This window comes from Rhodococcus sp. IEGM 27 (assembly GCF_033142305.1).
GTDB lineage: Bacteria > Actinomycetota > Actinomycetes > Mycobacteriales > Mycobacteriaceae > Rhodococcus_F > Rhodococcus_F oxybenzonivorans.
This window is the reverse complement of record NZ_JAWLSG010000002.1, coordinates 1-23,056: the sequence shown is the minus strand read 5'-3', so window position 1 is coordinate 23,056 and position 23,056 is coordinate 1. Positions and strand designations below refer to the sequence as shown.

Below are 23,056 nucleotides of genomic sequence, written 5' to 3'. Positions count from 1 at the left end.
GTCACCAATGAGTTAGACACTATCTGCGTTTTCGTTCTTGATCTATACAAATAGACAATTTTGTAAACTTGATCGATCAAGAAGGTCGCGGCAAAACAAATCCGCCGGGAAAGCACCGTTGTGCTTTCCCGGCGGACCGGATATCCGAGGCGGGTTGCGGGTCAGATCACCTCGCCGCGACTGCGCCTGCCCATCATGGAATGTCTGCGGCCGTACGCGAAGTAGATGATCACGCCGAGCAGCATCCACACGACGAACCGGATCCACGTTTCGACGGAGAGGTTGAACATCAACCACAGGCAGGCCAGTACCGCGAGAATCGGCACCCACGGCACCAGCGGGACGCGGAACCCACGGGGCAGGTCGGGCCGGGTCCGGCGTAGCACGATGACGCCGACCGAGACCAGGACGAAAGCGAACAACGTGCCAATGTTCACCATCTCTTCGAGGGTGCCGATCGGGAAGAAGCCGGCGAGAACAGCTACCACGACACCGACGAGCACGGTGATGCGGACCGGCGTGCCGTGCTTGCCGGTCGGCGCGAGACGCCTCGGCATCAGGCCGTCACGCGACATGGCGAACAGCACCCGGGTCTGGCCAAGCATGAGCACCATTACGACCGTCGTCAGACCGGCCAGTGCACCGAACGAGATGAGATTCTTCGCCCACGTGATGCCGTGAATGTCGAAGGCGGTAGCCAGATTGGATGTGTCGCCGGCCAACTCCTTGTAGTCGACCATCCCGGTGAGAACCAGGGTGACCGCGACGTAGAGAACGGTGACGATCGCGAGTGAGCCCAGGATGCCGCGGGGCAGAGCCTTCTGCGGGTCCTTGGTCTCCTCGGCGGTGGTGGCAACGATGTCGAAACCGATGAATGCGAAGAACACGAGACTGGCCGCGGCGAGGAGCCCGTACCAACCGAACGTGCTGCCACCGGCGCCCGTCACATAGGAGAACAGCGACTGGTGGATACCCTCACCGGTCTCGGCGGGCTCGGACGGCGGGATGTACGGCGAATAGTTGTCACTCTCGATATAGAACGCGCCCACGACTACCACCACGAGCACGACCGCCACCTTGATCGTCGTGATGACGAGCGACACGCGTGACGACAGCTTGGTACCGGTGACGAGCAGAACGGTGATAACCGCGACGATCAGCACCGCGCCCCAGTCGAATTTCCACGACCCGAACTGGGCGATCGGCGTGTGATTGCCGATCACCTCGCCGAGATAGAGGGACCATCCCTTGGCGACGACCGAGGCGGCGAGGGCGAACTCCAGGATGAGGTCCCAGCCGATGATCCAGGCGACGAACTCACCGAACGTCGCGTACGAGAAGGTGTATGCACTGCCTGCCACCGGAACGGTCGACGCGAACTCGGCATAGCACAGGGCCGCGAGACCACACGCGATTGCGGCGATCACGAACGCCGCCGACACAGCAGGTCCCGCGACGTTCCCGGCGGTCCGGGCGGTAAGGGTGAAGATGCCGGCACCGATGACGACGGCGACACCGAACACCGTGAGGTCCCACGCCGTGAGATCTTTCCGGAGCTTGGTCTCGGGCTCGTCCGTGTCGCGGATCGACTGCTCGATCGACTTGGTCCGGAACAGTCCATTGGCGCGACCGCTCACCTCCGGTCCACTGCCTTTGTCCTGGATGGCCACATCAGCCTCCTCATTCGAAAGTTGCGGTTCAGCCTATGCTTCGGCGGCCCTGAACAGGTCGGGTTCGAGGTAGATGGGACGGCCGCCGGAACCGCTCGTCGCACCCGGACTCGGTCCGCAAAGGCGGCTCACAGGCTACGCGATGGGTGCGCCGACTCTCGCATTGAACAGCTGGACCCGGTCCGATGTCGCGGTGACCGACACGTCGGGGTCCTCGTCGGCGATCCAGACTGCACTGCCCTGTTCCACATCGAGGCGCTCGCTACCGCACGCCACCTGAACCGAACCCGCGGTGCAGAGCAGAATCTGCGGACCTTCCGTCCGGAAGCGATGTTCGACAGCACCGTTCAACGACAGATCGATCCTCGTCAAACAGAATTCGGGAGCGGGCGAGACGTACATGAGCTCGGCGCTGCCGGGCAACTCCTCGGCCTCGAGGACAGGGATGTCGACGGAATCGAAGTCGAGCACCCGGAGGAGTTCGGGAACGTCGACGTGCTTGGGAGTGAGTCCACCGCGGAGAACGTTGTCGGAGTTCGCCATGATCTCCACGGCCATCCCGTGCAGGTACGCGTGGAGGTTCCCCGCGTCGAGATAGAGCGCCTGCCCAGGCTCGAGGGTGACCCTGTTCAGCAGGAGAGCGGCGAGGACGCCCGCATCACCGGGATACACCTCACTCAACTCGAGTGCGGTTCGGACCTCGGCAACGAAGTCGCCGTCCTTGGCTCCCGACAAATACTCGACGCACCCGTCGAGCACACGCGGCATCAGCGCACTGAGGACGGGCTGGGGCAGGGTGATCCAGGTGGTGAACAGGGCACGCAACCCGTCCGAGTCGGGTTGCCCCGCAATGAGCCCGGCGTAGGGCTGGAGTTCGGGCACCGCGATCGCGTCGAGCAGCTCCACCGTCCGCTTCGGATCCCGGAAACCGGCCAGGGCATCGAACCGGCTCAGCGCGACCACGAGCTCCGGTTTGTGGCTGTCGTCCTTGTAGTTGCGGATCGAGGATCCGAGCGGGATGCCCAACTCGTTCTCGCGCGCGAAACCTTCGCGGGCCTGTTCCGCACTCGGGTGCGCCTGGAGCGACAGCGGCTCCTCGGCGGCAAGCAGTTTGAGGAGGAACGGAAGGCGTTCGCCGAAGGTCTCGACGCTGCGGCGACCGAGTTGGCGCTCCGGCTCGGTGCGCACCAAGTCCAGGAGCGACCGCTCCCCTTCGTCGGTGACGACGCGTGCGGGATCCGCCGGATGAGCACCGAGCCACAGTTCCGCCTCCGGATGTGCCGTCGGAACGGGCAGTCCGCGCAGCTCAGCGATAGCGGTGCGCGATCCCCATGCATAGGATCGCAGCGCACCTTCGAGTCGGTGCACTAGATACCGCCGATCAGCTGCAGGTATGCGGCAGTCATGTCGAGCCGCCCTACGAGGACAGCTGCCTGCTCGAGTTCCGACCGCTGCGACGGCGAGGGGCCCTCGTCGGAAGCTGCGACGACGATGTCGGCGTCCCCCAGCACCGCGGTCTTGCGTTCGGTCAGCATCAGCTCGGCCTCGGCCGAGAAGACAAAGGTGCGGACAGGACTGGCAGAGGACGGGCCGTCGAGTTCCGGATCGTGGAAGATCGAATCGGGAACGGCCGCCGGCGCACGGAAGGTGCTCGCCGCACTCAGGACGTCCGACAGTTCGGACGCGGTTGCCACCCGGCCCGCGTGCAGTAGCGCCTCGGCGCCGTGACGCGCCAGTTCCATCGCGCTTTCCGTGTCGCCGGTGAGTACGACCCGTCGTCCCTGCATCCGCGAGGCGAGAGACTTCGCCGGATTGTGGAAGACCTCGTTCGTCGGTCGATCGCGGAGGGCTTCGCTGTCGACGGCGTCGGCGAGCTGCTCGAGATCGGGCACCTCGTCTCCCCACCGCTCGGATCCCACCACGCGCAGGACCGCGAGGAGGACCGCGAAGTACCGCAGCAGACCATGACGGGTCAGAGCCCGAACCCTGGGCGCGAACATCAGCACGCGCCCCGCCGCGGCCGCCTGCAGAGGCCCCTCATCGGGTGCAGCCACCACCACCTCGGCGCCCCGGCGCACCGCCGCATCGATGGCCTGCACGAGTCGAGGATCACCGGCGTCGTCGCCGGCCACCACGACCACGTCGAGGGGTCCGACCCATACCGGCGTACTGGCGGCACGCACGAGGGGGAACCCGATCCGTTCGGCGAGGACCGCCGTGAGGATCGCCGCGCCACGGCTTGCCCGTCCCGAGCCGGTCACCACCACCACACTGCGCGGCCGAAGACCGTGCAGGCGTTCGAGAACCCCCTCCTCGACGGCGGCTCTGGTGGCCCGGATCTGGGCGCCGCCCATCGCCGCGGACCGAAGGACTCCCACGGTGTCCGCGGCAACCAGTGCGTCACCGTCGTCGAGATCCAACAGGGGCGTCGGCGCTGTCATGACACCGCACCCCCTTTCTCTTTTCTCGGAACAAGCCTCATCGAAACTTGTGTGCGTGCAAAACCTGTTATTTTAACTATGGCAGTCAGGATCGGACGATGCCCAGTATCTCGGTAACGAGTGCGTCTACGTCTTCCGCCGTGGGCGCTTCCACGTTGAGCCGTAGCAGCGGTTCGGTATTGGAGGCCCGCAAATTGAACCAGGCACCGCCGGCCAGATCGACGGTCACGCCATCGAGCCGGTCGACACCCGTGGTGCGATCGGCGAACGCAGACACGACTGCAGCGGTGCGCTCCGCAGCGTCGGCGACGGTGGAGTTGATTTCCCCGGAGGCCGCGTACCGCTCGTACTTGGCCATCAGCTCGGACAACGGACGCTCCTGCTCCCCCAGCGCAGCGAGCACGTGCAGTCCCGCCAGCATCCCCGAGTCGGCGCCCCAGAACGAGCGGAAGTAATAGTGCGCGGAGTGCTCACCACCGAAGACCGCACCGGTCTCCGCCATCTGTTGCTTGATGAAGGAATGGCCGACCCTTGTACGCACCGGCGACCCGCCCAGCTCGGTGACCAGTTCCGGGACCGCCCGCGACGTGATGAGGTTGTGGATGATGGTGGCGCCGGGCTCCTTCGCCAGCTCCCGCTCGGCAACGAGGGCCGTCACCGCCGACGGCGAAACGGGATTTCCCAGCTCGTCCACGACGAAGCAGCGGTCGGCGTCACCATCGAATGCCAGACCGATGTCGGCACCCGTCTTCCGCACATGCTCCTGCAGATCGACCAGATTGGCAGGGTCGAGCGGATTCGCCTCGTGGTTGGGGAACGTGCCGTCGAGTTCGAAGAACAGCGGTTCCAAGGTCACCGGCATGGGCTCGAGCACGGCGGGCACAGTGTGCCCGCCCATCCCGTTCCCCGCGTCGACCGCGACCTTCAAAGGTCGCATGTCGGCGAGATTGACGAGGCCGCGAACGAAGCTCGCGTACCGCTCGAGTACGTCCTCGTCCGTCACCGCGCCGGGCGCGCCGTCGAACTCGGGAACTCCCTCGGTCACCTCCGCGGCGATCGTCGCCAGGCCGGTCTCCTGACCGACCGGCTTGGCCCCGGCACGGCAGAGTTTGATCCCGTTGTACTCGGCGGGATTGTGGCTCGCAGTGAACATCGCACCCGGGCAGTCGAACAGCCCCGACGCGAAATACAGCTGGTCGGTCGACGCCAGGCCGATGAGAACCACGTCGACACCGTGCGCGGTGACACCGTGGGCGAAGGCCTTCACGAGGTCCGGGGAGGATGCCCGCATATCGTGGCCGACGACCACCTTTTTCGCCCCGTCGTCGCGTACGAGTCGCGCGAAGGCGCCGCCGACATCCTGGACGAACGCGGCATCGATGAGTTCACCGACCACACCACGCACGTCGTAAGCCTTGATCACGGCATGTACGGACTCGGCTGATCGCGCCACTTCTGTTTTCTCCTTTACGAGCACCAGTGCTGGCGCCAGCCTAATGCCTGCCCGGCGCGGGCACGTCCCGGCAACCGCGAGACGGCGCTCACGCCAGGACCGACGACCGGGAAGTCAGTTGGCCGGGTCGGGAAGAACCCGCAGGTGACCACGGCGACCGGTTCGGACCGGTGGGGTGTGCATGCCGGTGTCGGCACGTTCTTCGGCGGAGGCGGCTCGTTCGGAACGCCCGCGCTCGCCCAACCCAGCCTCGCGCACGGCCTCCGCCAACGCGGTCAGATCATCCTCGTCCGGCGTGCTCGAGGAGAATCCGCCCTCGTACCGGACCAGTTCCCACCCCTTCGGTGCGGTGATCCGCGAAGCGTGGGTGTCGCACAGATCCCAGGAATGGGGCTCGTCGACGGTGGCCAGAGGACCCACGACGGCGGTGGAATCCGAATAGACGTACGTGAGCGTCGCGACAGCGGGGTTCTTACACCCGGGGCGGCAGCATCGACGCAGAGATCTCACAGCTAGGGAGCCTAGCCCCACGGAGGCCCGGCACCTACTCGGACACACCGAGAGTGTGCGGCTGTCGTAATGTCCAGTCCATGTCCAGAGCACGACGCAGGCGTCCGGTGACCACCCGATCAGTCGACCGTCGGGGACGCGGAATTCGCGGGTCGGTGTTTCCGCCGGACGCGCCCGCACGGCGCAGTCGCGCGGAGAAATTCGATCTCGTGGTGCTCGAAGCGTTTGCGCCGATCGACGCACAGTGGCGTGAGCGCCTCACAAAGCTGGACATCGCCGTGGACGAGGTCCCGAAAATTCATGCGCTCGATCCGGATTCGGTGAACTGGCCGCCGGAGGTCGTGGCGGACGGACCGGTGCCGCTGTCGCGACTGATACCCGCAGGCATCGACCGGCACGGCACCGCTACCCGCGCGCGGGTCGTCCTGTTCCGCCGTCCGCTCGAACAGCGTGCTAAGGACCCGGACGATCTGACCGACTTGGTGCACGACGTGCTCGTACAGCAGGTGAGCACCTACCTCGGCGTCGAACCAGAGATCATCGACCCCGATTTGCCGGGCGAGGAGGACTGACTAGACGATCCCCCGCTTGAGCCGACGGCGCTCGCGCTCCGACAGCCCACCCCAGATGCCGAACCGCTCGTCGTTGGCCAACGCGTAGTCCAGGCACTCGTCCTTGACTTCACAGCCCAAGCAGATTCGCTTCGCCTCCCGCGTGGAGCCGCCCTTTTCCGGGAAGAAGGCCTCAGGATCGGTCTGCGCGCACAGCGCGCGTTCCTGCCACTGATCCTCGATGGTCTCGAAAAGATGGTCGAAACCCGTCACCACGCTCAACGCCGGGCGAGTGCCTGCCGTCTCGATCTCCTGCGCGACGAGTTGTCGCACCGGATTTTCACTTACCTTGTCTTCTTGCACACAGACTTCTTGAACACAGACGCCGTCTGCTGCGCCTGCTTCGGAATTGGTCTGCGGTTCGTCGCTTACTGTGCTCCAGCGAGTCTCCGACTCGACCTGCTCATTGGGCATCGCTCCGCCTCCTCACCTGTGATAGCGCAGAAAATTTCGATCGTTCACGTACCCCGAACCGAACACCCCTGCCATCCGTTCGAACAACCGTTCGAATTGATCCCCGCTGCAAGCGATTCCACGCCCACAACGTCGGAATGACATATTTGTGATTAGACACGCCCAGCGTGTCGCGGTCAAGCTAAGCCGAAATTGTCCATTACTATTTCGCGCTCGAATTCGCGGGGGGAAGCGGCCGATCGCCTCCCCCGGAGCACCGCCTAGGCTTTGCTTCGTGAACGTGACTGTATTGGTTGGCGGAGTCGGTGGGGCTCGATTCCTGCAAGGCGTACGCAAACTCCTCGGCACCGACGGGGCGCAGGATGGCGACTCCCCCACCCCTCGGATCACCGCTGTCGTCAATGTCGGTGACGACGTGTGGATGCACGGCCTGCGCATCTGCCCCGACCTGGACACCTGCATGTACACCCTCGGCGGCGGCATCGACACCGAGCGTGGATGGGGTCATGCGGGAGAGACCTGGAACGCCAAGGAGGAACTTGCGGCGTACGGTGCCAAACCCGATTGGTTCGGTCTGGGCGACCGCGACATCGCCACACACCTGATTCGCAGCCAGATGCTGCGTACGGGGTACCCGTTGTCGGCTGTGACCGAGGCCCTGTGCAATCGCTGGCAGCCGGGTGTCGCCCTGTTGCCGGTCACCGACGACCGCAGTGAGACGCATGTCGTCATCACGGATCCGGAAGACGGTGAGCAGCGCGCAATCCACTTCCAGGAATGGTGGGTCCGGCACCGCGCCCAGGTCCCGACACACAGTTTCGCGCACATCGGCGCCGAGCAGGCGAAGCCTGCCCCCGGAGTGGTGGAGGCGATCGAGTCCGCGGACATCGTCCTGCTCGCCCCGTCGAATCCGGTGGTCAGCATCGGGGCGATCCTCGCCGTCCCGGGTATCCGCGGGGCCTTGCGCACGACGGCCGCGAAGGTGGTCGGCGTCTCCCCGATCATCGGCGGAAAGCCGTTGCGCGGCATGGCGGACGAATGCCTGGACGTCATCGGGGTCGAGACGTCGGCGGAGGCGATCGGACGCTATTACGGGGCGCGCAGCGGGACCGGAATCCTCGACGGCTGGCTGGTACACGACACCGACACCGCCGACGTTCCCGGGGTCGAGGTCCGGAGCGTGCCGTTGGTCATGACCGACCCCGACGCGACCGCGGCAATGGTCCGGGCCGCCCTGGACGTGGCAGGGGTGCCGCTGTGAACGATCACGCGCCGGGCGGCCCGCTCGAAATCCTGCCGGTCCTCGGTCTGCCCGAGTTCCGCCCCGGCGACGATCTCGCCGCCGCCGTGGTTGCGGCGGCATCGTGGCTTCGCGACGGCGACGTGCTGGTGGTCACCAGCAAGGTGTTCTCCAAGGTGGAGGGCCGCATCGTCGCCTCCCCCACCGATCCCGACGAACGAGACGCTGCCCGGCGGCGCCTCGTCGAACAGGAAGCCGTCCGCATCGTCGCCAGGAAGGGACGCACGCTGATCACCGAGAATCGCCTCGGGATCGTCCAAGCGGCATCGGGGATCGACGGTTCGAACGTCGAGGGGTCCGAACTCGCTCTGCTGCCCGAGGATCCGGACCGCAGCGCTCGTGGTCTCCGGGACGCGATCAAGGCCGCCCTCGGTGTCACCGTCGCTGTCGTCGTCACCGACACGATGGGACGGGCGTGGCGTAATGGTCAGATCGATGCCGCGATCGGCGCGGCCGGTCTTCCCGTCCTGCACGCGTATGCCGGGGCCCGAGACGGCCAGGGCAACGAGCTGATCGTCACCGAAGTGGCGATCGCCGACGAGATCGCCGCGGCAGGCGATCTCGTGAAGGGAAAGCTCGGCGGCGTGCCCGTCGCTGTCGTGCGCGGCCTCGACGTCGGCGACGACGGATCCCGCGGGGCGGATCTGATCCGGCGCGGACCGGAAGACTTGTTCTGGCTCGGCACCGCCGAATCGCTGGCTCAGGGCCGATCCGAGGCCCTTCTGCTGCGGCGCTCGATCCGGCAATTCTCCGACGAGCCTGTCGACGCCGTCGCCGTTCGCGCCTCGATCTCCGAAGCGCTCACCGCTCCTGCGCCGCACCACACTCGCCCGGTCCGGTTCGTCTGGATCCGGACCCGCGCGATCCGGGACGAACTGTTGTCCCGCATGCGGGATCAGTGGCGGGCCGATCTCACCTCCGACGGCATGGACGCGGCCGCCGTCGAAGCCCGTGTGGCGCGGGGAAATATTCTGTTCGACGCCCCCGAGGTCGTCATCCCCTTCTGTGTTCCCGACGGCGCCCACAGCTATCCCGACGCGCGCAGGCAAGCGGCCGAATCCACCATGTTCACCGTGGCCGTCGGCGCGGCTGTGCAGGGATTGCTCGTCTCCCTGGCCACCAAGGGAATCGGCAGTTGCTGGATCGGCTCGACAATTTTCGCCGCCGACGTCGTGCGCAGCGTCCTGGAACTGCCCGCCGACTGGCAGCCGCTCGGTGCCGTCGCGATCGGTCATCCTCTGGACCCGCTCGCGCCGCGAGATGCTCCCGACCCCGCCGACGCCCTTCTCGAACGGTGATCGCCGCGACATGAGCGCCGAATCTCTGCACCGGTCTGCGACCGAGGTACTCGAGTCCTGGAAAACAGGTAGCGAGAGCGACGAATCGTTACGCCACACCATGCTTGCGTTCCTCGGTTCCGCACCCCTCGGCTGTCTTCGCGAGCACGCCCCCGGTCACATCACGGCGTCGTCGCTGGTTTTGGACGAAGGCGGATGCCACGTGCTCCTCACATTGCATCCCCGTGTCGGCCGGTGGATCCAGCTGGGCGGGCACTGCGAGGCCACCGACGAGACCGTCGTCGACGCGGCTCTGCGCGAGGCCTGCGAAGAGTCGGGTATTCCCGATCTACGGATCGACCCCGAATTGCTTTCGGCGCACACACATCCCATCACCTGCTCACTGGGACAGCCGACCCGGCATCTCGATCTGCGCTTCCTCGTACGGGCCCGGCCCGACGCACACATCGTGCGCAGTTCCGAATCCACAGACCTGCGCTGGTGGCCGGTGGACGCGCTGCCGCCCGCCGCGGAGAAGTCGACGATCGACCACCTGGTCCAGCTCGCCGGGCTGCGCTGAGCAGCAGGACTACCTGCGCCAGGTGGCGCAGTAGTCCTGTGTGCCTAGGCCTTTCACACGTCGGTGCTGAACCGCACTCCGCCGTCCGGAAGCGTCACACCCGGCCACACCCGGGCCCCACGCAACAGCTCACACCGGGCACCGATGTCGGCTCCGTCGCCGATCACCGCATCGCGGACCAGAGCCCGCGGACCGATGCGCGCACCGAAACCGATGATGGACCGTTCCACGGTCGCCCCTGCCTCGACGACCGCACCGTCGAACAGCACGGCGCCGTCGAGGCGTGCACCCGCCCCGACCTCGGCCCCTCGGCCGACCACGGTGCCGCCGATCAGCAAGGCACCCGGGGCGACACCCGCTCCGGGGTGCACCAGGGATTCGCCGCGGGGCCCGTCGAGTGCGGGCGAGGGGGCAATGCCCCGGACGAGGTCCGCCGAGCCGCGGACGAAGTCCTCCGGAGTGCCCATGTCACGCCAGTACGACGAGTCCACGTGCCCGTAGACCCGGGCGCCCTCCGCAAGGAGAGCCGGGAAGACCTCGCGCTCCACCGACACGGGTCGTCCGGATGGGATCTGTTCGATGATGTCGCGCTTGAACACGTAGCAGCCAGCGTTGATCTGGTCTGTCGGCGGGTCCTGAGTCTTCTCCAGGAATGCGGTGACGCGTCCGTCCGCGTCGGTGGGAACGCAACCGAACGCCCGCGGATCGCCCACCCGCACGAGGTGCAGTGTGACGTCGGCTTCGGTGGTTCGGTGTGTGTCGAGGATCCCACCGAGGTCGGTGCCACCGAGCACGTCACCGTTGAACACCATGGTGTTCTCACCGCGCAGTTTCGGAAGCACGTTGCGGATGCCGCCACCGGTTCCGAGCGGCTCGGTCTCCGTGACGTAGTCGATCTCGAGACCCAGCTTCGACCCGTCACCGAAGTACTCCTCGAACACCTCCGCTTTGAAGGACGTGCCCAGGACGACGTGGTTGATTCCCGCCGCCGCGATACGCGCGAGCAGGTGGGTGAGGAACGGCAGACCTGCCGTCGGCAGCATCGGCTTGGGCGCCGACAACGTCAGTGGGCGAAGACGAGTGCCCTTGCCCCCCACCAACACCACCGCATCGGTCTTCTGTTCACCTGTCATCGGACGTCGCCCCCTCGTTGGTCATTCTTGTGTCGTTCGCGCACTGCCGCGGCCACCGCCAACCTCGACCGCACCGCCAATCCTCCGCGGAGGGCCCACCGCAACGGCGCCTGCCACCAGTGCGGGTGCCGGTCTGCCTGGAAGCGGTAGGCACTCTGGTGATGGGCGGGCAACATCAATTCGGGATGCTTCCCGGCTGCATGCCCCTTGGCGTGCGTGACCTCGGCGGACGGGACGTAGACGTTGAGCCATCCCGCCTTGCCCAACCGGTCACCGAGATCGACATCCTCCATGTACATGAAGTAGCGGGCGTCGAAACCGTTGATCGAATCGAATGCCGCCCGGCGCATCAGCAGGCATGAACCGGACAACCAGCCGACCGCGCGCTCGCTGATCGACTCGTTCTCCTGACGGTAACCGGCGGTCCACGGATTGGACGGCCACACTGTGCCCAGGACCGCGTGGCCTGCCCCCGACACCAGGTCGGGCACCTGGCGCGCCGAGGGATACACGCTTCCGTCGGGTTCGAGCACGAGGGGACCGAGGGCTCCCGCCCGTGGCCACCGCTCCGCAGCCGCGAGAAGAACGTCGATCGATCCGGGCGCCCACCGAACATCCGGATTGGCCACGACGACGAACTCGATCTCTTCGTCGATCTCCGCCACAGCCCGGTTGACGGCACCGCCGTAACCGATGTTCCCGCCGGTGCGTAACAAGCGCACATGGTCGTACGCCTTGTCCGCAGCCTCGGGAGCGCCGTCCGTCGAACCGTTATCGGCCATCACGACCTGCGGCTCTTCTTTCGTCGCCTCGGCGAGAGTGTCCAGGAAATGCTCCAGATGCTCGCCTGGCGAATAGGTCACCGTCACCACGGCCAGCTTCGAACTCACGCGGGCAAGCGTAGCCGTTCCGGCGCGCTCCGCCTCACACGACCGTTGTCAGCGCTGCGCGCAAGGCCTCACGCCACGGCCGCATAGGAGTGAGCCCTGCGCCTACCCAGGCGTTCTGTGAAAGAACAGAGAACGCCGGGCGCGGGGCGGGGCGCACGAACTGCGCACTCGAGCATGGACGAACCCGCTCCGGGTCGGCCCCTGCCTCCTCGAAAACCGCCCGGGCGAGGTCGTACCAGCTGGCCTTCCCCGCGTTGGTGGCATGCAGCACCGGGACCGTGACATCGGTGCGGAGCACCAGTTCCAAGAGGGCAGCCGCGAGGTCCCCGGCGAAGGTGGGCGAACCCACCTGATCGTTCACCACGTCGATCGTGTCGCGCTCACGCTCGAGGCGGAGCATGGTGGCCACGAAATCGGAACCCGCACCGCTGTAGACCCACGCGGTCCGCACGACGTGGGCGGTGGGAAGCGCTGCGTGTACAGCGCGCTCACCCGCCAGTTTGGTGCGCCCATACGCTGTCGCCGGCCCGGTCGGCGAATCCACCTCGTACGGCGTGTCCGCCTGGCCGGCGAACACGTAGTCGGTGGAGACGTGCACCAGCCGGGCACCCGCACGGGCACACGCCGCCGCGAGATTCGCCGGGCCTCGCTCGTTGACGGCGAGTGCCGTCGCCTCGTCGGATTCGGCGGCGTCCACTGCGGTGTACGCAGCGCAGTTGATCACGACCGATCCGCTCTCCACCTGCGCGTCCACGGCGCCGCGGTCGGTGATGTCGAGCTCGTCCGATCCCACGCCGCGCACCGCGATTCCTGCCGCCTCCGCGCATCGGACAAGGTGTCTGCCCAGTTGTCCCCGGGCACCGGTCACCAGTATTTCCGTCACGCGGTCAGTCTGGCACGCCGATCGCCGCGTCCCGACTCCGAACGCGCCGACCAGTAGCCTGGTTTGCGTGTCACACGAGCAACCCGTTCCGGGCGACCCCCCGAGGACGCGCCGGCATCCCGTCCACATCGCGGCGGCCGTGCTGTCGGTGCTCGCACTCGTCGTCACGGGCTTCGCGTGGCGGAGCATCGATTCGTTGCGGAACAATCTGGCGACGGCGGGCGGTCTCGGACTCGGCGGAAGCGCCGACGGCGCCGTCGACATCCTCATGGTGGGTACGGACAGCCGCACCGACGCGCACGGCAACCCGCTGTCCCAGGAGGAACTCGATTCGCTGCGGGCCGGCGAGGAGGTGGCGTCCAATACCGACACCATCGTCCTGATCCGCGTACCGAACGACGGCAGTTCCGCCACCGCCATTTCCATCCCCCGCGACTCCTACGTCAACGTTCCGGGAATCGGCAAATCCAAGATCAATGCGGCATACGGCGCCACCAAAGAAACGGAGCGGTTGAAGCTCGTCGAGGGCGGCGCGACCGATGAGGAGGCCGAGGAGCAGTCGACGGAGTCCGGCCGGGAGGCACTCATCAAATCGGTCGCGGAATTGACCGGTATCACCGTCGACCACTATGCCGAAGTCGGGTTGCTCGGATTCGTCCTCCTGACCAACGCGGTGGGCGGCGTCGACGTGTGCCTCAACGAGCCGGTGGACGAGGACATGTCCGGGGCACATTTCCCCGCTGGTGAGCAGTCGCTGAAGGGCGCCGACGCGTTGAGCTTCGTCCGGCAACGCCACGACCTCCCCCGGGGTGACCTCGACCGCATCGTGCGCCAGCAGGTGTTCATGGCGTCGCTCGTCGGCAAGGTTCTGTCCGCGAAAACCCTCAGCGATCCGGGCAAGCTGAACGAACTGAGCGCTGCGGTCCAGCGTTCCGTCGTACTCGACGACGACTGGGACATCATCGAATTCGCCACCCAACTGCAGGACCTTGCCGGTGGCAAGGTGCAGTTCGACACCATTCCGGTGGCCGATCTCAACGGCATGACCGACTACGGCGAGTCCATCGTCGAGGTCGATCCGAAGGCCGTGAAGAAGTATGTGGCAGGTCTCGTCGGTGATGAACCGAGCGACTCGGACGACACGTCCACCACCACACCGAACATCGACGCGTCCAGTGTCACCGTGGATGTCGCGAACGCCAGCGACATCGGGGGCCTCGCCACCGGTGTCTCCGATGCGCTCACCGCGCTGGGCTACGCACAGGGTGAGGTGGGTAACTACACCGGCACCTCGGTGAGTTCCACCACGGTCTTCGCCCACTCCGCGGACGACGACAGCGCCAAGGCGGTTGCATCGGCACTCGGTGGGCTGCCCACCGACACCGATTCGTCTCTGCCCGAAGGCTCGGTTCGCGTGGTGCTGTCCGACGACTACGACGGCCCGACCTCCGCGGAGACCACCTCCACGAACGGAACGACCGAGACCGCCGGCACGTCCTCCGCGGCAGGCACCTCGCCCACTCCGGCACCGTCCGGCCCGCCCATCGACGCCGGCTCCTCCGGCCCGCGCTGCGTGAACTAGAGAACGAGAAACGAGCTGTGTCCATGAACCATGCCTCCCGCACGCTGACCGATGCCCTTCTCGACCCCATCCTGGCGAGCGACCCGGCGGGCCCACGAGTGACGTTCTACGACGACGCCACCGGCGAACGGGTCGAACTCTCCGCGCTCACCCTGACCAACTGGGCGGCGAAGACCGCCAATCTGCTGCGGGACGAGTTCGCCCTCGAACCGGGAGCACGGGTGTGCGTGCTGCTGCCCGCGCACTGGCAGACCGCCGCAGTCCTCCTCGGTGCCTGGTGGGCTGGGGCCGAGGTCGTCCTCGAGCCCGACGAGCGGGCGGAAGTCGCACTTGTCTCGGTGGACCGTCTCGACGACGTCGACGACGTACCTGAGGTCGCGGTGCTCTCTCTCGACGCATTCGGACGCCCCGTCCCCGATCTCCCGGTCGGCATTACCGACTACGCCACCTCCGTCCGCGTCCACGGCGACCAGTTCCGGCCGACCGTCGCCGGACCGGCGCTCGCCGGGGCCGGCGTGGACGATGTTCTCGAGGCCGCACGAGCGTCGGCCGAAGCGCAGGGAATCACGTCGACGGATCGGGTGTCGTCCGATGCCGATTGGGATTCGCCCGATGCACTGATCGCCGGGCTGATCGCCGTCTTCGCGGCCGGCGCGTCGCTGGTGCAGGTTGCCAACGCCGACCCGTCGGCTCACGCGCGGCGGATCGATACCGAGAAAATCACGCGTCAGCTGACGCGGTAGCCACCGTCCGCCAGTCCCGCGGCGATCTCGAATCTGTTGCGCCTCCCGGGGTGCCGTAACTCCTCGAACAGGTACCGCAGCGCGAAGGTCCACCCGTACGTCGCCCACTGGTCGGCATGCACCGACTCGTGTCGCAGTAGCGGTCGCGCCGGCATCCGGCCTGTGAGGAACGCGCCACCGATGGTGGTGCCCCCACGCGCGAAGCCGCCCCTCATGCCGCTGCACACGAAGATGCCGAACTCGTCGTCGAAGGCAATCCGTCCACCCCACGCCCGCCCATACACCAACGCCAAGCGGGTGATCGCCACCGACTGTGCATTACCCCGTGACGCACGGATGACCGCGATCCCACGACTGCGTCTCATTCGTGGAGGATAGGTGCTTGCGGCTCGGTACCGGAGTGCAGACGAACTCAGCCGAGGAGCTTCTCGCGCAGGGCCTTGTCCTTGTCGAGCACCATCGATTCGAGCCCGTCCTGGAACGCGGCCATCTGCCGTTGCAGGGTGGGGTCGGCGGCACCGAGGATGCGGACGGCGAGCAGACCCGCATTACGGGCTCCGCCGATGGAGACCGTCGCGACGGGAACGCCCGCAGGCATCTGCACGATCGAGAGCAGGGAATCCATGCCGTCGAGGTACTTCAGCGGAACGGGCACACCGATGACGGGCAGTGGGGTGGCCGAGGCGACCATGCCGGGCAGATGGGCCGCGCCGCCGGCGCCGGCGATGATCACCTTGATGCCGCGACCGGCGGCGGACTTCGCGTAGTCGAGCATCCGCTGCGGTGTGCGGTGGGCGGACACCACACCGACCTCGAACCGGACACCGAACTCCGCGAGGGCCTCGGCGGCGGCTTCCATGGTGGGCCAGTCGGAGTCGCTGCCCATGATGAGCCCGACCTGCGCGCCCTGCTCTGCTGCCGATTCACTCACCGTGTACATCCCATCCGTCGGTCCATTCCGCGTGTGAAAGCCAATGCGCCGCCCGCTCGGCCCGCTCACGCACCGCGGCCACGTACTCGGGGTCGTCGAGGGACCCGGGGCCGCCCACGATGTTGACGTGGCCGATCTTGCGGTCCCTGCGTTCGCCCTTGCCGTAGAGGTGCACCTTGGCGTCGGGCATCCGCGCAAACAGGTGGTGGACCCGTTCGTCCATGCTCATCTCCGGAGCGGTGGGCGCCCCGAGGACGTTCGCCATGACGGTGAGCGGCGCGATCGGCGCGGTATCACCGAGGGGGTAGTCGAGGACGGCACGCAGATGCTGCTCGAACTGCGAGGTGCGGGCGCCGTCCATGGTCCAGTGGCCCGAGTTGTGCGGGCGCATCGCCAGTTCGTTGACCACGAGGGTGCCGTCGGAGGTTTCGAAGAGCTCTACCGCCATGGCGCCCACCACACCGAGTTCGGAGGCGAGCCGCAACGCCAGTCCCTCTGCCTCTGCGGCGAGGGACTGGGGCAGCTGCGGAGCCGGAGCCAGGACGACGGCGCACTGGCCGTGCCGCTGAACGGTTTCCACGACCGGCCACGTGGCTCCCTGGCCGAACGGTGACCGTGCCACCATCGCCGACAGCTCGCGGCGCATGTCGACCTTCTCCTCCACTAGGAGGGCGACACCGTTGTCGAGTTGCTGCGTGACGATGCGCTCGGCTTCGTCCGAATCGTCGGTGATCCAGACACCCCGGCCGTCGTATCCGCCGCGGACGGCCTTGATCACCAGCGGCCATCCGTGCTGCGCGCCGAACTTCACGACGTCCTCGGCCCATGTCACTTCGGCGAAGGCCGGGACGGGCGCACCGAGCTCGCCGAGCTTGCGACGCATCGCCAGCTTGTCCTGCGCATACACCAGAGCCTGCGGCGGCGGCTGCACATTGACGCCCTCGGCGACGAGGACGTCGAGGTGCTCGGTCGGGACGTGCTCGTGGTCGAAGGTCAGCGCATGCGAACCGACTGCCGCCTCACGCAGCGCGTTCAGGTCGGTGTGGCTGCCGAGAACGACGTCGGGGCTCACCTGTGCGGCAGGTTCGTCGAGTGCACCCGAGAGCACGCGCAGCGTCTGCCCGAGCGCAATCGCGGCCTGGTGCGTCATCCGCGCGAGTTGGCCACCGCCGATCATCGTCACGACGGGTTGCCCGGCGTGCAGATCGCGGGGGGTCGTGGGACGCGGTGAGGAGTCAGAGTTGCCGGTCACGGGTCATAAGTTTGTCACGTCGGTTGCCGGGTCCCCGCGCCGAGGTGGTAGCACGCCAGTTTCTGTGATTCTCCTGATGATTTCACCGCCAGTTAGTGGTATTGCGTCCTGCTTTCGTAAACTTCTCCGTTGTGTCATTCGTCGATGGTGTCCTTGCACGCGTACCCCAGCCCTTCCGGGCTCTCGCGTTGCGGCATCACGAGCTGATCAAGTTCGCCATCGTCGGCGGCACCACCATGGTCTTCGACCTGGCCATCTTCTACTCGCTCAGCCTCACGATCCTGGAAGAGAAGCCGGTCGTCGCGAAGGTTCTTTCCGGCGTCCTGGCGACAGTGCTGAGCTACATCCTCAACCGCGAATGGTCCTTCAAGAATCGCGGTGGACGCGAGCGCCACCACGAGGCGTTGCTGTTCTTCACCATCAGCGGCATCGGAGTTCTCATCGCCGCTGCACCCTTGTGGACCGCCAACAACGTCTTCGATATCCGTGCAAACCAGGAAAATCTCACCACTCTGGTGATCGTCGACTTCGTGCTCAACTACATCATCGGGAATCTTCTGCAGATGGTCTTCCGGTTCTGGGCACTGCGCCGGTTCGCCTTCCCGGAACAGACCGTCCGCATCGATCCAGATCTGGTCGACGAGGCCGCCGAGGAAGAAATCGGCCACGCGTGAGCCGAGGGAGCGCTCCTACCGTGGCTCCCTGATCCCGGCCACCCGGGTCGGCACGTGCTCCCGCGCGACCGGGACGAAGATCGCGAACAGCGCCGGCCGGCGCCGCTGCAACTCGAGCCGGCCCCCGTCGGCCTCTATCAGCGCCCTGGCCAGCGCGAGCCCGACACCGGTGGATCCGGCCCCGGAGAACCCGCGGTCGAAGATGTGCGGCGCGAGGTCGTTACTCACCCCGTCGCCTTCGTCGGAGACCTCCACGCACACTGTCGCTTCGCGGATGGAAGCATCCGGACCCGCCGCCCTGAGCGTCTGCCCGTGAATCAGCCGCACCGCGACAGTGCAGGTACCGGCGCCGTGCATGAGGGCATTGTCGACGAGCACCGCGACGGCCTCACGCAGCCGTGAGCCCGTGGTCGACGCCATCACCGTGGCATCACCGCGCAGCACCAGGTCGCGGGAGGCATCCTCGAAAGGCCGCTTCCAGTCGGCGATGACGACGCCGAGTTCCCGGATCACGGACACATGGTTTTCGGTACCGCTGTTACGCGAGGAGCGCACCAGTTCGTCGATCGCGACTGTGAGGCGGTCCACCTGCGCCATCGCCTCTTCCGCCTCGACCACGACAGCGGGATCGGAGTGCTCCGACAGTTCGTCGAGGCGCAGGCGCACAGCAGTCAGGCGGCTACGCAACTGGTGCGACACATCGGCGACGAGGGCGTGCTCACGCTGCAGCCTGCCGGCGATCTCGACGGTGGCGGAATCGAGGACATCGGACACCCTGTCCAGTTCGGGAATGCCGTGGCGACGACTGTCCGGGCGAAAATCGCCCTCGGCGAGACGGGCAGCTCGGCCGGCCACGTCCCGCAGCGGGTCGGCGAGCCGGTTGGCCGTGACGACCGCGACCACGGTTCCGGCTGCGACCGACACCAGGACCAGCAGCGCCACGGCGCCCACCGCCTGGCGTTGCTGAGTGCGCATCTCGTCGGACGGCACCTCGAGGCGCAGGGAACCGGACGTGCCCATCGCCAGCGACTCGACCAACGGTGAGGGGACGACGGGTTCCCCGATATCAACGCGGGCGGCACCGTCGTCGGGGGTCGGATATACCACCACCAACCGGCCGTCCGACGGGGTCAGAAGACGCAGCGAATCAATGTCGAGGGCCCCCTCCACGACACCGTCCGCACCTTCTTGAGCGATGATTTCCGTCGCCATCCGGTCGAGGCGGATTTGGAGGTCACTGCGGGTGAAGTCCTCGACCCACAACCAGGCGGTGTAGATCAGCGGGACACCGAGCAGTAACGCCGTGAGGATGACGACAGCGAGGATCGACTGGAGAATTCTGCGGCGCACGAACCGGCCTAGTCGGTGTTGATCCGGAAACCGACGCCGCGGACCGTCGCGATCCGACGTTCGGCGGCGGGCCCCTCGTCACCGATCTTTCGGCGCAGCCACGACATGTGCATGTCCAGCGTCTTGGACCCTCGCAGCTCGACGTCGCCCCACACCTCCGCCAGGATGGTGTCGCGCGAGACCACCTGTCCCGCATGCTCGAGCAGGACCCGAAGCAGTTCGTACTCCTTGTTGGCCAGCGCGATTTCGGCGCCGTTCACCATTACTCGCCGGGCGGCCGGTTCGAGACGGATGCCCCCGACCTCGACGACGGAATCCTCGCCGCCGCCGCGGCGACGCAGGAGGGCGCGGACCCGCGCCATCAGCTCAGCCAGCCGAAACGGCTTGCCGACATAGTCATCGGCGCCGGCGTCGAGACCGACGACGAAATCCACTTCGTCGGTGCGGGCGGTGAGCATGAGCACCGCCAGGTCGGAACTGTGGGCGCGGACTTGCCGGCAGACCTCGAGACCGTCCATTCCCGGTAGTCCGAGGTCGAGGATCAAGAGGTCGTACGCACCGTCGAGCGCCTGTTCCAACGCCGCCGGCCCCGTGTGCTCGATGGTGACGTCGTATCCCTCCCGACCCAGTGCCCGCGACAGCGGGGCGGCAATGGCTTCGTCATCTTCGGCAAGCAATACGGCGGTCACCTACACAGGGTACGGAGATGCGCGAACAGCTGTGACCGGTTACCAGCCTTTGCCGGGATCGACGTCCCCGCGGGGGTCTTCGCGCTCGCGACCACGGTGCAGATCCATCGCATCGAACACCTGGTGGTACAGGAGCGAGTGGACACGCTGCACGTCGGGAATGTCGTCGAACTCGAGGGGATCGTCGGAGGACGAGACGATGACCAGTGTGCCGGTACGCAGCATCCGGTCGAGCAGGCCGTGCCTGAACTGGACGTTGCTGATTCGTCCCATCGGAATGTCGATGCCTGTGTGGGTCAGCACGCCGTGCCGGATGAGTACCCGACGGTCGGTGGCGATGAAGTGTGTGGACTTCCAGCTGAGGAACGGCGCCAGGCATCGCCAGATCACGACCGCGAGCCAGAGCGCGGCCACGACGATCATTGCGACGTTCAGCGACGACCCGTCGAGTTTGTTCCCGGCGAAGCCGAGCGCGAATCCTGCAACAGCCGTTGCCGCTACCAGGGTGACGGCGGGCAGCAGCAACATCTTCCAGTGCGGATGACGATGGAGTAAGAGTTCCTCGTCGTCGGCGAGGGCGTCCTCGGGGTATCCCATACGGAAGAGTCTGCCCTCACCGCATACGGCTCAGCACGATCGGGGTAATGACGATGACGATGCCGTACAGCACCATCCATACTCCGACGACGATGACGAATACCTCGAGCGAGAGTTCGGGTTGCAGCAGTACGATCGCTCCGGCCACGACGCTGATGACGCCGAGCACGATGCTCAGCCCACGGTCCGCGGCAGTTCCCGATGCGCCCTCGACGATCTCGAGCACACCACGGAACACCCACCACGCACCGACGACGAGGGCGATGATCACCACCGTCTGGAGCGGGCTCCGCAGCACCAGGAACGCCAGAAGTATTGCGAGCGCGCCGGATACGCCGACGAGCGTTCGAGCGGCCCCGCCCGCGTCGACGTCGGCGAACGCCCGGATGATCTGAACCAGACCGAAACCGAAGAACTGGATGGCGATGAGGACGGCGACCACCGTGAGCGTGACGTCCGGCCAAACCAGCACCGCGACCCCGAGACCCAGTGTCAGCAGTCCGAGTACCACGGTGAGACCGGTCATTGTGCGCCGAACGGTGAGGTCGGCCGATTTGGGAGTCGAGGTACTCATATACCACAGTGTGGCATCACTCCTTGCGCACCGGACGCAAATGTGTAATGTCGCCCGCGGAGACCGCTACCGTGTCGGCTCGGCCGTCCGGCGCGATCACCACCCGCCCTTCGGTGTCGATGTCCGTCGCGATCCCGAGAAGTTCGGTGCCGCCGGGCAATTCGGCGCGCACCCGCTGACCGAGTGTGCCGCAGCGGGCACGGTAGGCGTCCGCGAGATCGGTGACGTCCCAGTTCGTGTCGTGCCATTGCTGCCACCGACCCGCGATGGCGCGCAGCACCGCTCGCACGAGTGTGTTCCGGTCGGTGACCTCCGCGCCTTCGAGCATCAACGACGTCGCGTGTGGAACGGGCAGCTCGTCCCGGGCGAGGGTGACGTTGATCCCGATTCCGACGACGACCGCCGGATCAGGCGTCGTGGTGGCCACTTCGGCAAGAATTCCGGCCACCTTGCGGCCGTCGATCAGCACGTCGTTCGGCCACTTCAACTCGGCGGGCACCTTCGCGACGGCGCGCACCGCGTCGACCACCGCAACTCCGGTCAGCAACGGCAGCCAGCCCATGTCGCCGACGCTCATGCCGGGCATCGTCAGCAGCGCGGAGACGGCGATCTGCGCCTGTGGTGGACTGACCCAGGCGCGCGAGTGGCGCCCACGCCCGCTCCCCTGAAATTCGGCCAGCAGGACGTGCCGGTCACAGTCCGCGTGAGCAGCCCGCGAAAGGAGGTCCGCGTTGGTGGAACCGGTCTCCTGCACGACGTCCAGCCGCGACCAGAACGCGCGCGGATCGCCGCCGGCGGATCCTTCGTCGTCGCCGCGGACGAGGGCTTTACGCAGTGCGTCGGCGTCGAGCGGGGGTCGGTTCAGATCAGTCCACATTTCTCCAGCCTATGGTGGGCCGGAAAATGTACTGGTCAGTAGCCGCGTTCGGACGCCCACCTCCCTTGGCCACGGCCCCGCCACTCTCGTTAAGCTGACCTGTCATGACCACTGTTCAGGAGCCGAGCGCGCCGGAGTCGGCGAGCACGCCCGATATTCACACGACCGCGGGAAAGCTCGCCGACCTGCGTAATCGTCAGGCCGAGGCGCAGCACCCCAGCGGTGAAGCAGCGGTCGAGAAGGTCCACGCCAAGGGCAAGCTCACCGCCCGCGAACGCATCACCGCATTGTTGGACGAGGGCAGCTTCGTCGAACTCGACGCCCTCGCCCGCCACCGCAGCGTGAACTTCGGCCTCGCCGACAACCGCCCCGTCGGCGACGGCGTCGTCACCGGCTACGGCACCATCGACGGCCGCGACGTGTGCGTCTTCTCCCAGGACGCCACCGTCTTCGGCGGCTCCCTCGGCGAAATCTACGGCGAAAAAATCGTCAAGGTCATGGACCTCGCCCTCAAGACCGGCCGCCCCCTGATCGGCATCAACGAAGGTGCCGGCGCCCGCATCCAGGAAGGCGTCGTCTCCCTCGGGTTGTACGGCGAAATCTTCCACCGCAACGTCCAGGCCTC

The 23,056-nt window shown here is 66.6% G+C and carries 25 protein-coding genes; 8 read left to right on the top strand and 17 right to left on the bottom strand.

The genetic code is table 11. From position 1 onward, the window contains the following. Positions 1 to 161: 161 nt before the first annotated feature. The 5 genes from R4P95_RS06415 to R4P95_RS06395 form a co-directional block, all read right to left on the bottom strand. Entirely contained in the window at positions 162 to 1,670 is a 1,509-nt protein-coding gene (locus R4P95_RS06415; protein ID WP_213577285.1) for an amino acid permease, read from the bottom strand. 135 nt (positions 1,671 to 1,805) lie between these two features. After that, positions 1,806 to 3,038: a mannose-6-phosphate isomerase, class I gene (manA, locus tag R4P95_RS06410; RefSeq protein WP_213577284.1), complete on the bottom strand. Its 1,233-nt coding sequence runs from the start codon at positions 3,036 to 3,038 to the stop codon at positions 1,806 to 1,808. After that, positions 3,038 to 4,111, bottom strand: coding sequence for a tobH protein (locus R4P95_RS06405; RefSeq protein WP_213577283.1), 1,074 nt, complete (start codon positions 4,109 to 4,111; stop codon positions 3,038 to 3,040). The genes manA and R4P95_RS06405 overlap by 1 nt, the downstream gene beginning before the upstream one ends. Positions 4,112 to 4,196: 85 nt before the next feature. Then, positions 4,197 to 5,564, bottom strand: a complete 1,368-nt coding sequence (locus R4P95_RS06400) for a phosphomannomutase/phosphoglucomutase (protein WP_317746428.1) — start codon at positions 5,562 to 5,564, stop codon at positions 4,197 to 4,199. A 114-nt stretch (positions 5,565 to 5,678) separates the two neighbouring features. Then, positions 5,679 to 6,074, bottom strand: a complete 396-nt coding sequence (locus R4P95_RS06395; RefSeq protein ID WP_109331273.1) for a DUF3499 domain-containing protein — start codon at positions 6,072 to 6,074, stop codon at positions 5,679 to 5,681. An 80-nt stretch (positions 6,075 to 6,154) separates the two neighbouring features. Here R4P95_RS06395 and R4P95_RS06390 point away from each other — a divergent pair, with 80 nt between their 5' ends. Then, entirely contained in the window at positions 6,155 to 6,646 is a 492-nt protein-coding gene (locus R4P95_RS06390) for a metallopeptidase family protein (protein ID WP_201453459.1), read from the top strand. On the opposite strand, the gene R4P95_RS06385 is transcribed toward R4P95_RS06390, so the two are convergent. Continuing rightward, positions 6,647 to 6,907 (bottom strand): WhiB family transcriptional regulator, encoded by a 261-nt coding sequence (locus R4P95_RS06385; protein WP_201453656.1) that lies wholly within the window; start codon positions 6,905 to 6,907, stop codon positions 6,647 to 6,649. Between the two features lie 466 nt (positions 6,908 to 7,373). Between R4P95_RS06385 and cofD the strand changes: the two genes are divergently transcribed. Genes cofD through R4P95_RS06370 form a run of 3 tightly spaced genes read left to right on the top strand, consistent with a single transcriptional unit; the run spans position 7,374 to position 10,256 of the window. Beyond that, positions 7,374 to 8,360, top strand: coding sequence for a 2-phospho-L-lactate transferase (gene cofD / locus R4P95_RS06380; RefSeq protein ID WP_317746427.1), 987 nt, complete (start codon positions 7,374 to 7,376; stop codon positions 8,358 to 8,360). Continuing rightward, the gene (locus R4P95_RS06375) at positions 8,357 to 9,697 is read left to right on the top strand and encodes a coenzyme F420-0:L-glutamate ligase (RefSeq protein WP_317746426.1); all 1,341 of its coding nucleotides are present in this window, start codon (positions 8,357 to 8,359) and stop codon (positions 9,695 to 9,697) included. The genes cofD and R4P95_RS06375 overlap by 4 nt, the downstream gene beginning before the upstream one ends. Positions 9,698 to 9,707: 10 nt before the next feature. Next, positions 9,708 to 10,256 (top strand): NUDIX hydrolase, encoded by a 549-nt coding sequence (locus tag R4P95_RS06370; protein ID WP_213577280.1) that lies wholly within the window; start codon positions 9,708 to 9,710, stop codon positions 10,254 to 10,256. 53 nt (positions 10,257 to 10,309) lie between these two features. On the opposite strand, the gene R4P95_RS06365 is transcribed toward R4P95_RS06370, so the two are convergent. Genes R4P95_RS06365 through rfbD form a run of 3 tightly spaced genes read right to left on the bottom strand, consistent with a single transcriptional unit; the run spans position 10,310 to position 13,162 of the window. Beyond that, the gene (locus tag R4P95_RS06365) at positions 10,310 to 11,389 is read right to left on the bottom strand and encodes a sugar phosphate nucleotidyltransferase (RefSeq protein WP_159925857.1); all 1,080 of its coding nucleotides are present in this window, start codon (positions 11,387 to 11,389) and stop codon (positions 10,310 to 10,312) included. Next, positions 11,386 to 12,279, bottom strand: coding sequence for a glycosyltransferase family 2 protein (locus R4P95_RS06360; protein WP_213577278.1), 894 nt, complete (start codon positions 12,277 to 12,279; stop codon positions 11,386 to 11,388). Before R4P95_RS06360 ends, R4P95_RS06365 begins: the two co-directional genes overlap by 4 nt. A gap of 34 nt (positions 12,280 to 12,313) precedes the next feature. Then, positions 12,314 to 13,162 carry a dTDP-4-dehydrorhamnose reductase gene (rfbD, locus tag R4P95_RS06355; protein WP_317746425.1) on the bottom strand — a complete coding sequence of 283 codons (849 nt, stop codon included), beginning with the start codon at positions 13,160 to 13,162 and terminating at the stop codon, positions 12,314 to 12,316. A 127-nt stretch (positions 13,163 to 13,289) separates the two neighbouring features. Between rfbD and R4P95_RS06350 the strand changes: the two genes are divergently transcribed. Continuing rightward, entirely contained in the window at positions 13,290 to 14,744 is a 1,455-nt protein-coding gene (locus R4P95_RS06350; RefSeq protein ID WP_317746606.1) for an LCP family protein, read from the top strand. A gap of 23 nt (positions 14,745 to 14,767) precedes the next feature. Then, the gene (locus tag R4P95_RS06345) at positions 14,768 to 15,487 is read left to right on the top strand and encodes a TIGR03089 family protein (protein ID WP_317746424.1); all 720 of its coding nucleotides are present in this window, start codon (positions 14,768 to 14,770) and stop codon (positions 15,485 to 15,487) included. Here the strand turns inward: R4P95_RS06345 and R4P95_RS06340 are convergent. From R4P95_RS06340 to R4P95_RS06330, 3 genes are read right to left on the bottom strand one after another with little or no spacing between them, the layout of a single operon-like run. Beyond that, positions 15,472 to 15,852 (bottom strand): hypothetical protein, encoded by a 381-nt coding sequence (locus R4P95_RS06340; protein WP_213577274.1) that lies wholly within the window; start codon positions 15,850 to 15,852, stop codon positions 15,472 to 15,474. The two genes, R4P95_RS06345 and R4P95_RS06340, sit on opposite strands and share 16 nt — an antisense overlap. Before the next feature lie 47 nt (positions 15,853 to 15,899). Further along, the gene (purE, locus tag R4P95_RS06335) at positions 15,900 to 16,427 is read right to left on the bottom strand and encodes a 5-(carboxyamino)imidazole ribonucleotide mutase (protein ID WP_317746423.1); all 528 of its coding nucleotides are present in this window, start codon (positions 16,425 to 16,427) and stop codon (positions 15,900 to 15,902) included. Then, positions 16,411 to 17,670 carry a 5-(carboxyamino)imidazole ribonucleotide synthase gene (locus R4P95_RS06330; RefSeq protein ID WP_317746422.1) on the bottom strand — a complete coding sequence of 420 codons (1,260 nt, stop codon included), beginning with the start codon at positions 17,668 to 17,670 and terminating at the stop codon, positions 16,411 to 16,413. The genes purE and R4P95_RS06330 overlap by 17 nt, the downstream gene beginning before the upstream one ends. Positions 17,671 to 17,801: 131 nt before the next feature. On the opposite strand from R4P95_RS06330, the gene R4P95_RS06325 reads away from it, so the two are divergent. Beyond that, positions 17,802 to 18,344: a GtrA family protein gene (locus tag R4P95_RS06325; protein ID WP_109331307.1), complete on the top strand. Its 543-nt coding sequence runs from the start codon at positions 17,802 to 17,804 to the stop codon at positions 18,342 to 18,344. Between the two features lie 15 nt (positions 18,345 to 18,359). On the opposite strand, the gene R4P95_RS06320 is transcribed toward R4P95_RS06325, so the two are convergent. Genes R4P95_RS06320 through R4P95_RS06300 form a run of 5 tightly spaced genes read right to left on the bottom strand, consistent with a single transcriptional unit; the run spans position 18,360 to position 22,431 of the window. Further along, positions 18,360 to 19,694, bottom strand: coding sequence for a HAMP domain-containing sensor histidine kinase (locus R4P95_RS06320; RefSeq protein WP_317746421.1), 1,335 nt, complete (start codon positions 19,692 to 19,694; stop codon positions 18,360 to 18,362). 8 nt (positions 19,695 to 19,702) lie between these two features. Next, positions 19,703 to 20,383, bottom strand: coding sequence for a response regulator transcription factor (locus R4P95_RS06315; RefSeq protein ID WP_109331309.1), 681 nt, complete (start codon positions 20,381 to 20,383; stop codon positions 19,703 to 19,705). A gap of 39 nt (positions 20,384 to 20,422) precedes the next feature. Then, on the bottom strand, positions 20,423 to 20,980 hold the full coding sequence (locus R4P95_RS06310) for a PH domain-containing protein (RefSeq protein WP_213577271.1): 558 nt from the start codon (positions 20,978 to 20,980) through the stop codon (positions 20,423 to 20,425). A 16-nt stretch (positions 20,981 to 20,996) separates the two neighbouring features. Next, on the bottom strand, positions 20,997 to 21,554 hold the full coding sequence (locus tag R4P95_RS06305) for an HdeD family acid-resistance protein (RefSeq protein ID WP_213577270.1): 558 nt from the start codon (positions 21,552 to 21,554) through the stop codon (positions 20,997 to 20,999). 16 nt (positions 21,555 to 21,570) lie between these two features. Next, a complete protein-coding gene (locus tag R4P95_RS06300) occupies positions 21,571 to 22,431 on the bottom strand; it encodes a biotin--[acetyl-CoA-carboxylase] ligase (RefSeq protein WP_213577269.1) in 861 nt (286 codons plus the stop codon). Between the two features lie 104 nt (positions 22,432 to 22,535). Here R4P95_RS06300 and R4P95_RS06295 point away from each other — a divergent pair. Continuing rightward, positions 22,536 to 23,056: carboxyl transferase domain-containing protein (locus R4P95_RS06295; protein ID WP_317756798.1), on the top strand; the 521-nt coding region annotated here is incomplete at its 3' end.

Excerpts from the sequence above, each read along its gene's own strand:
- R4P95_RS06405 (WP_213577283.1), bottom strand. The coding sequence starts at position 4,111 with ATGACAGCGCCGACGCCCCTGTTGGATCTCGACGACGGTGACGCACTG.
- R4P95_RS06390 (WP_201453459.1), top strand. The coding sequence starts at position 6,155 with ATGTCCAGAGCACGACGCAGGCGTCCGGTGACCACCCGATCAGTCGAC.
- R4P95_RS06370 (WP_213577280.1), top strand. The coding sequence starts at position 9,708 with ATGAGCGCCGAATCTCTGCACCGGTCTGCGACCGAGGTACTCGAGTCC.
- R4P95_RS06365 (WP_159925857.1), bottom strand. The coding sequence starts at position 11,389 with ATGACAGGTGAACAGAAGACCGATGCGGTGGTGTTGGTGGGGGGCAAG.
- R4P95_RS06345 (WP_317746424.1), top strand. The coding sequence starts at position 14,768 with ATGAACCATGCCTCCCGCACGCTGACCGATGCCCTTCTCGACCCCATC.
- R4P95_RS06340 (WP_213577274.1), bottom strand. The coding sequence starts at position 15,852 with ATGAGACGCAGTCGTGGGATCGCGGTCATCCGTGCGTCACGGGGTAAT.
- purE (WP_317746423.1), bottom strand. The coding sequence starts at position 16,427 with ATGTACACGGTGAGTGAATCGGCAGCAGAGCAGGGCGCGCAGGTCGGG.
- R4P95_RS06310 (WP_213577271.1), bottom strand. The coding sequence starts at position 20,980 with ATGGGATACCCCGAGGACGCCCTCGCCGACGACGAGGAACTCTTACTC.
- R4P95_RS06305 (WP_213577270.1), bottom strand. The coding sequence starts at position 21,554 with ATGAGTACCTCGACTCCCAAATCGGCCGACCTCACCGTTCGGCGCACA.
- R4P95_RS06300 (WP_213577269.1), bottom strand. The coding sequence starts at position 22,431 with ATGTGGACTGATCTGAACCGACCCCCGCTCGACGCCGACGCACTGCGT.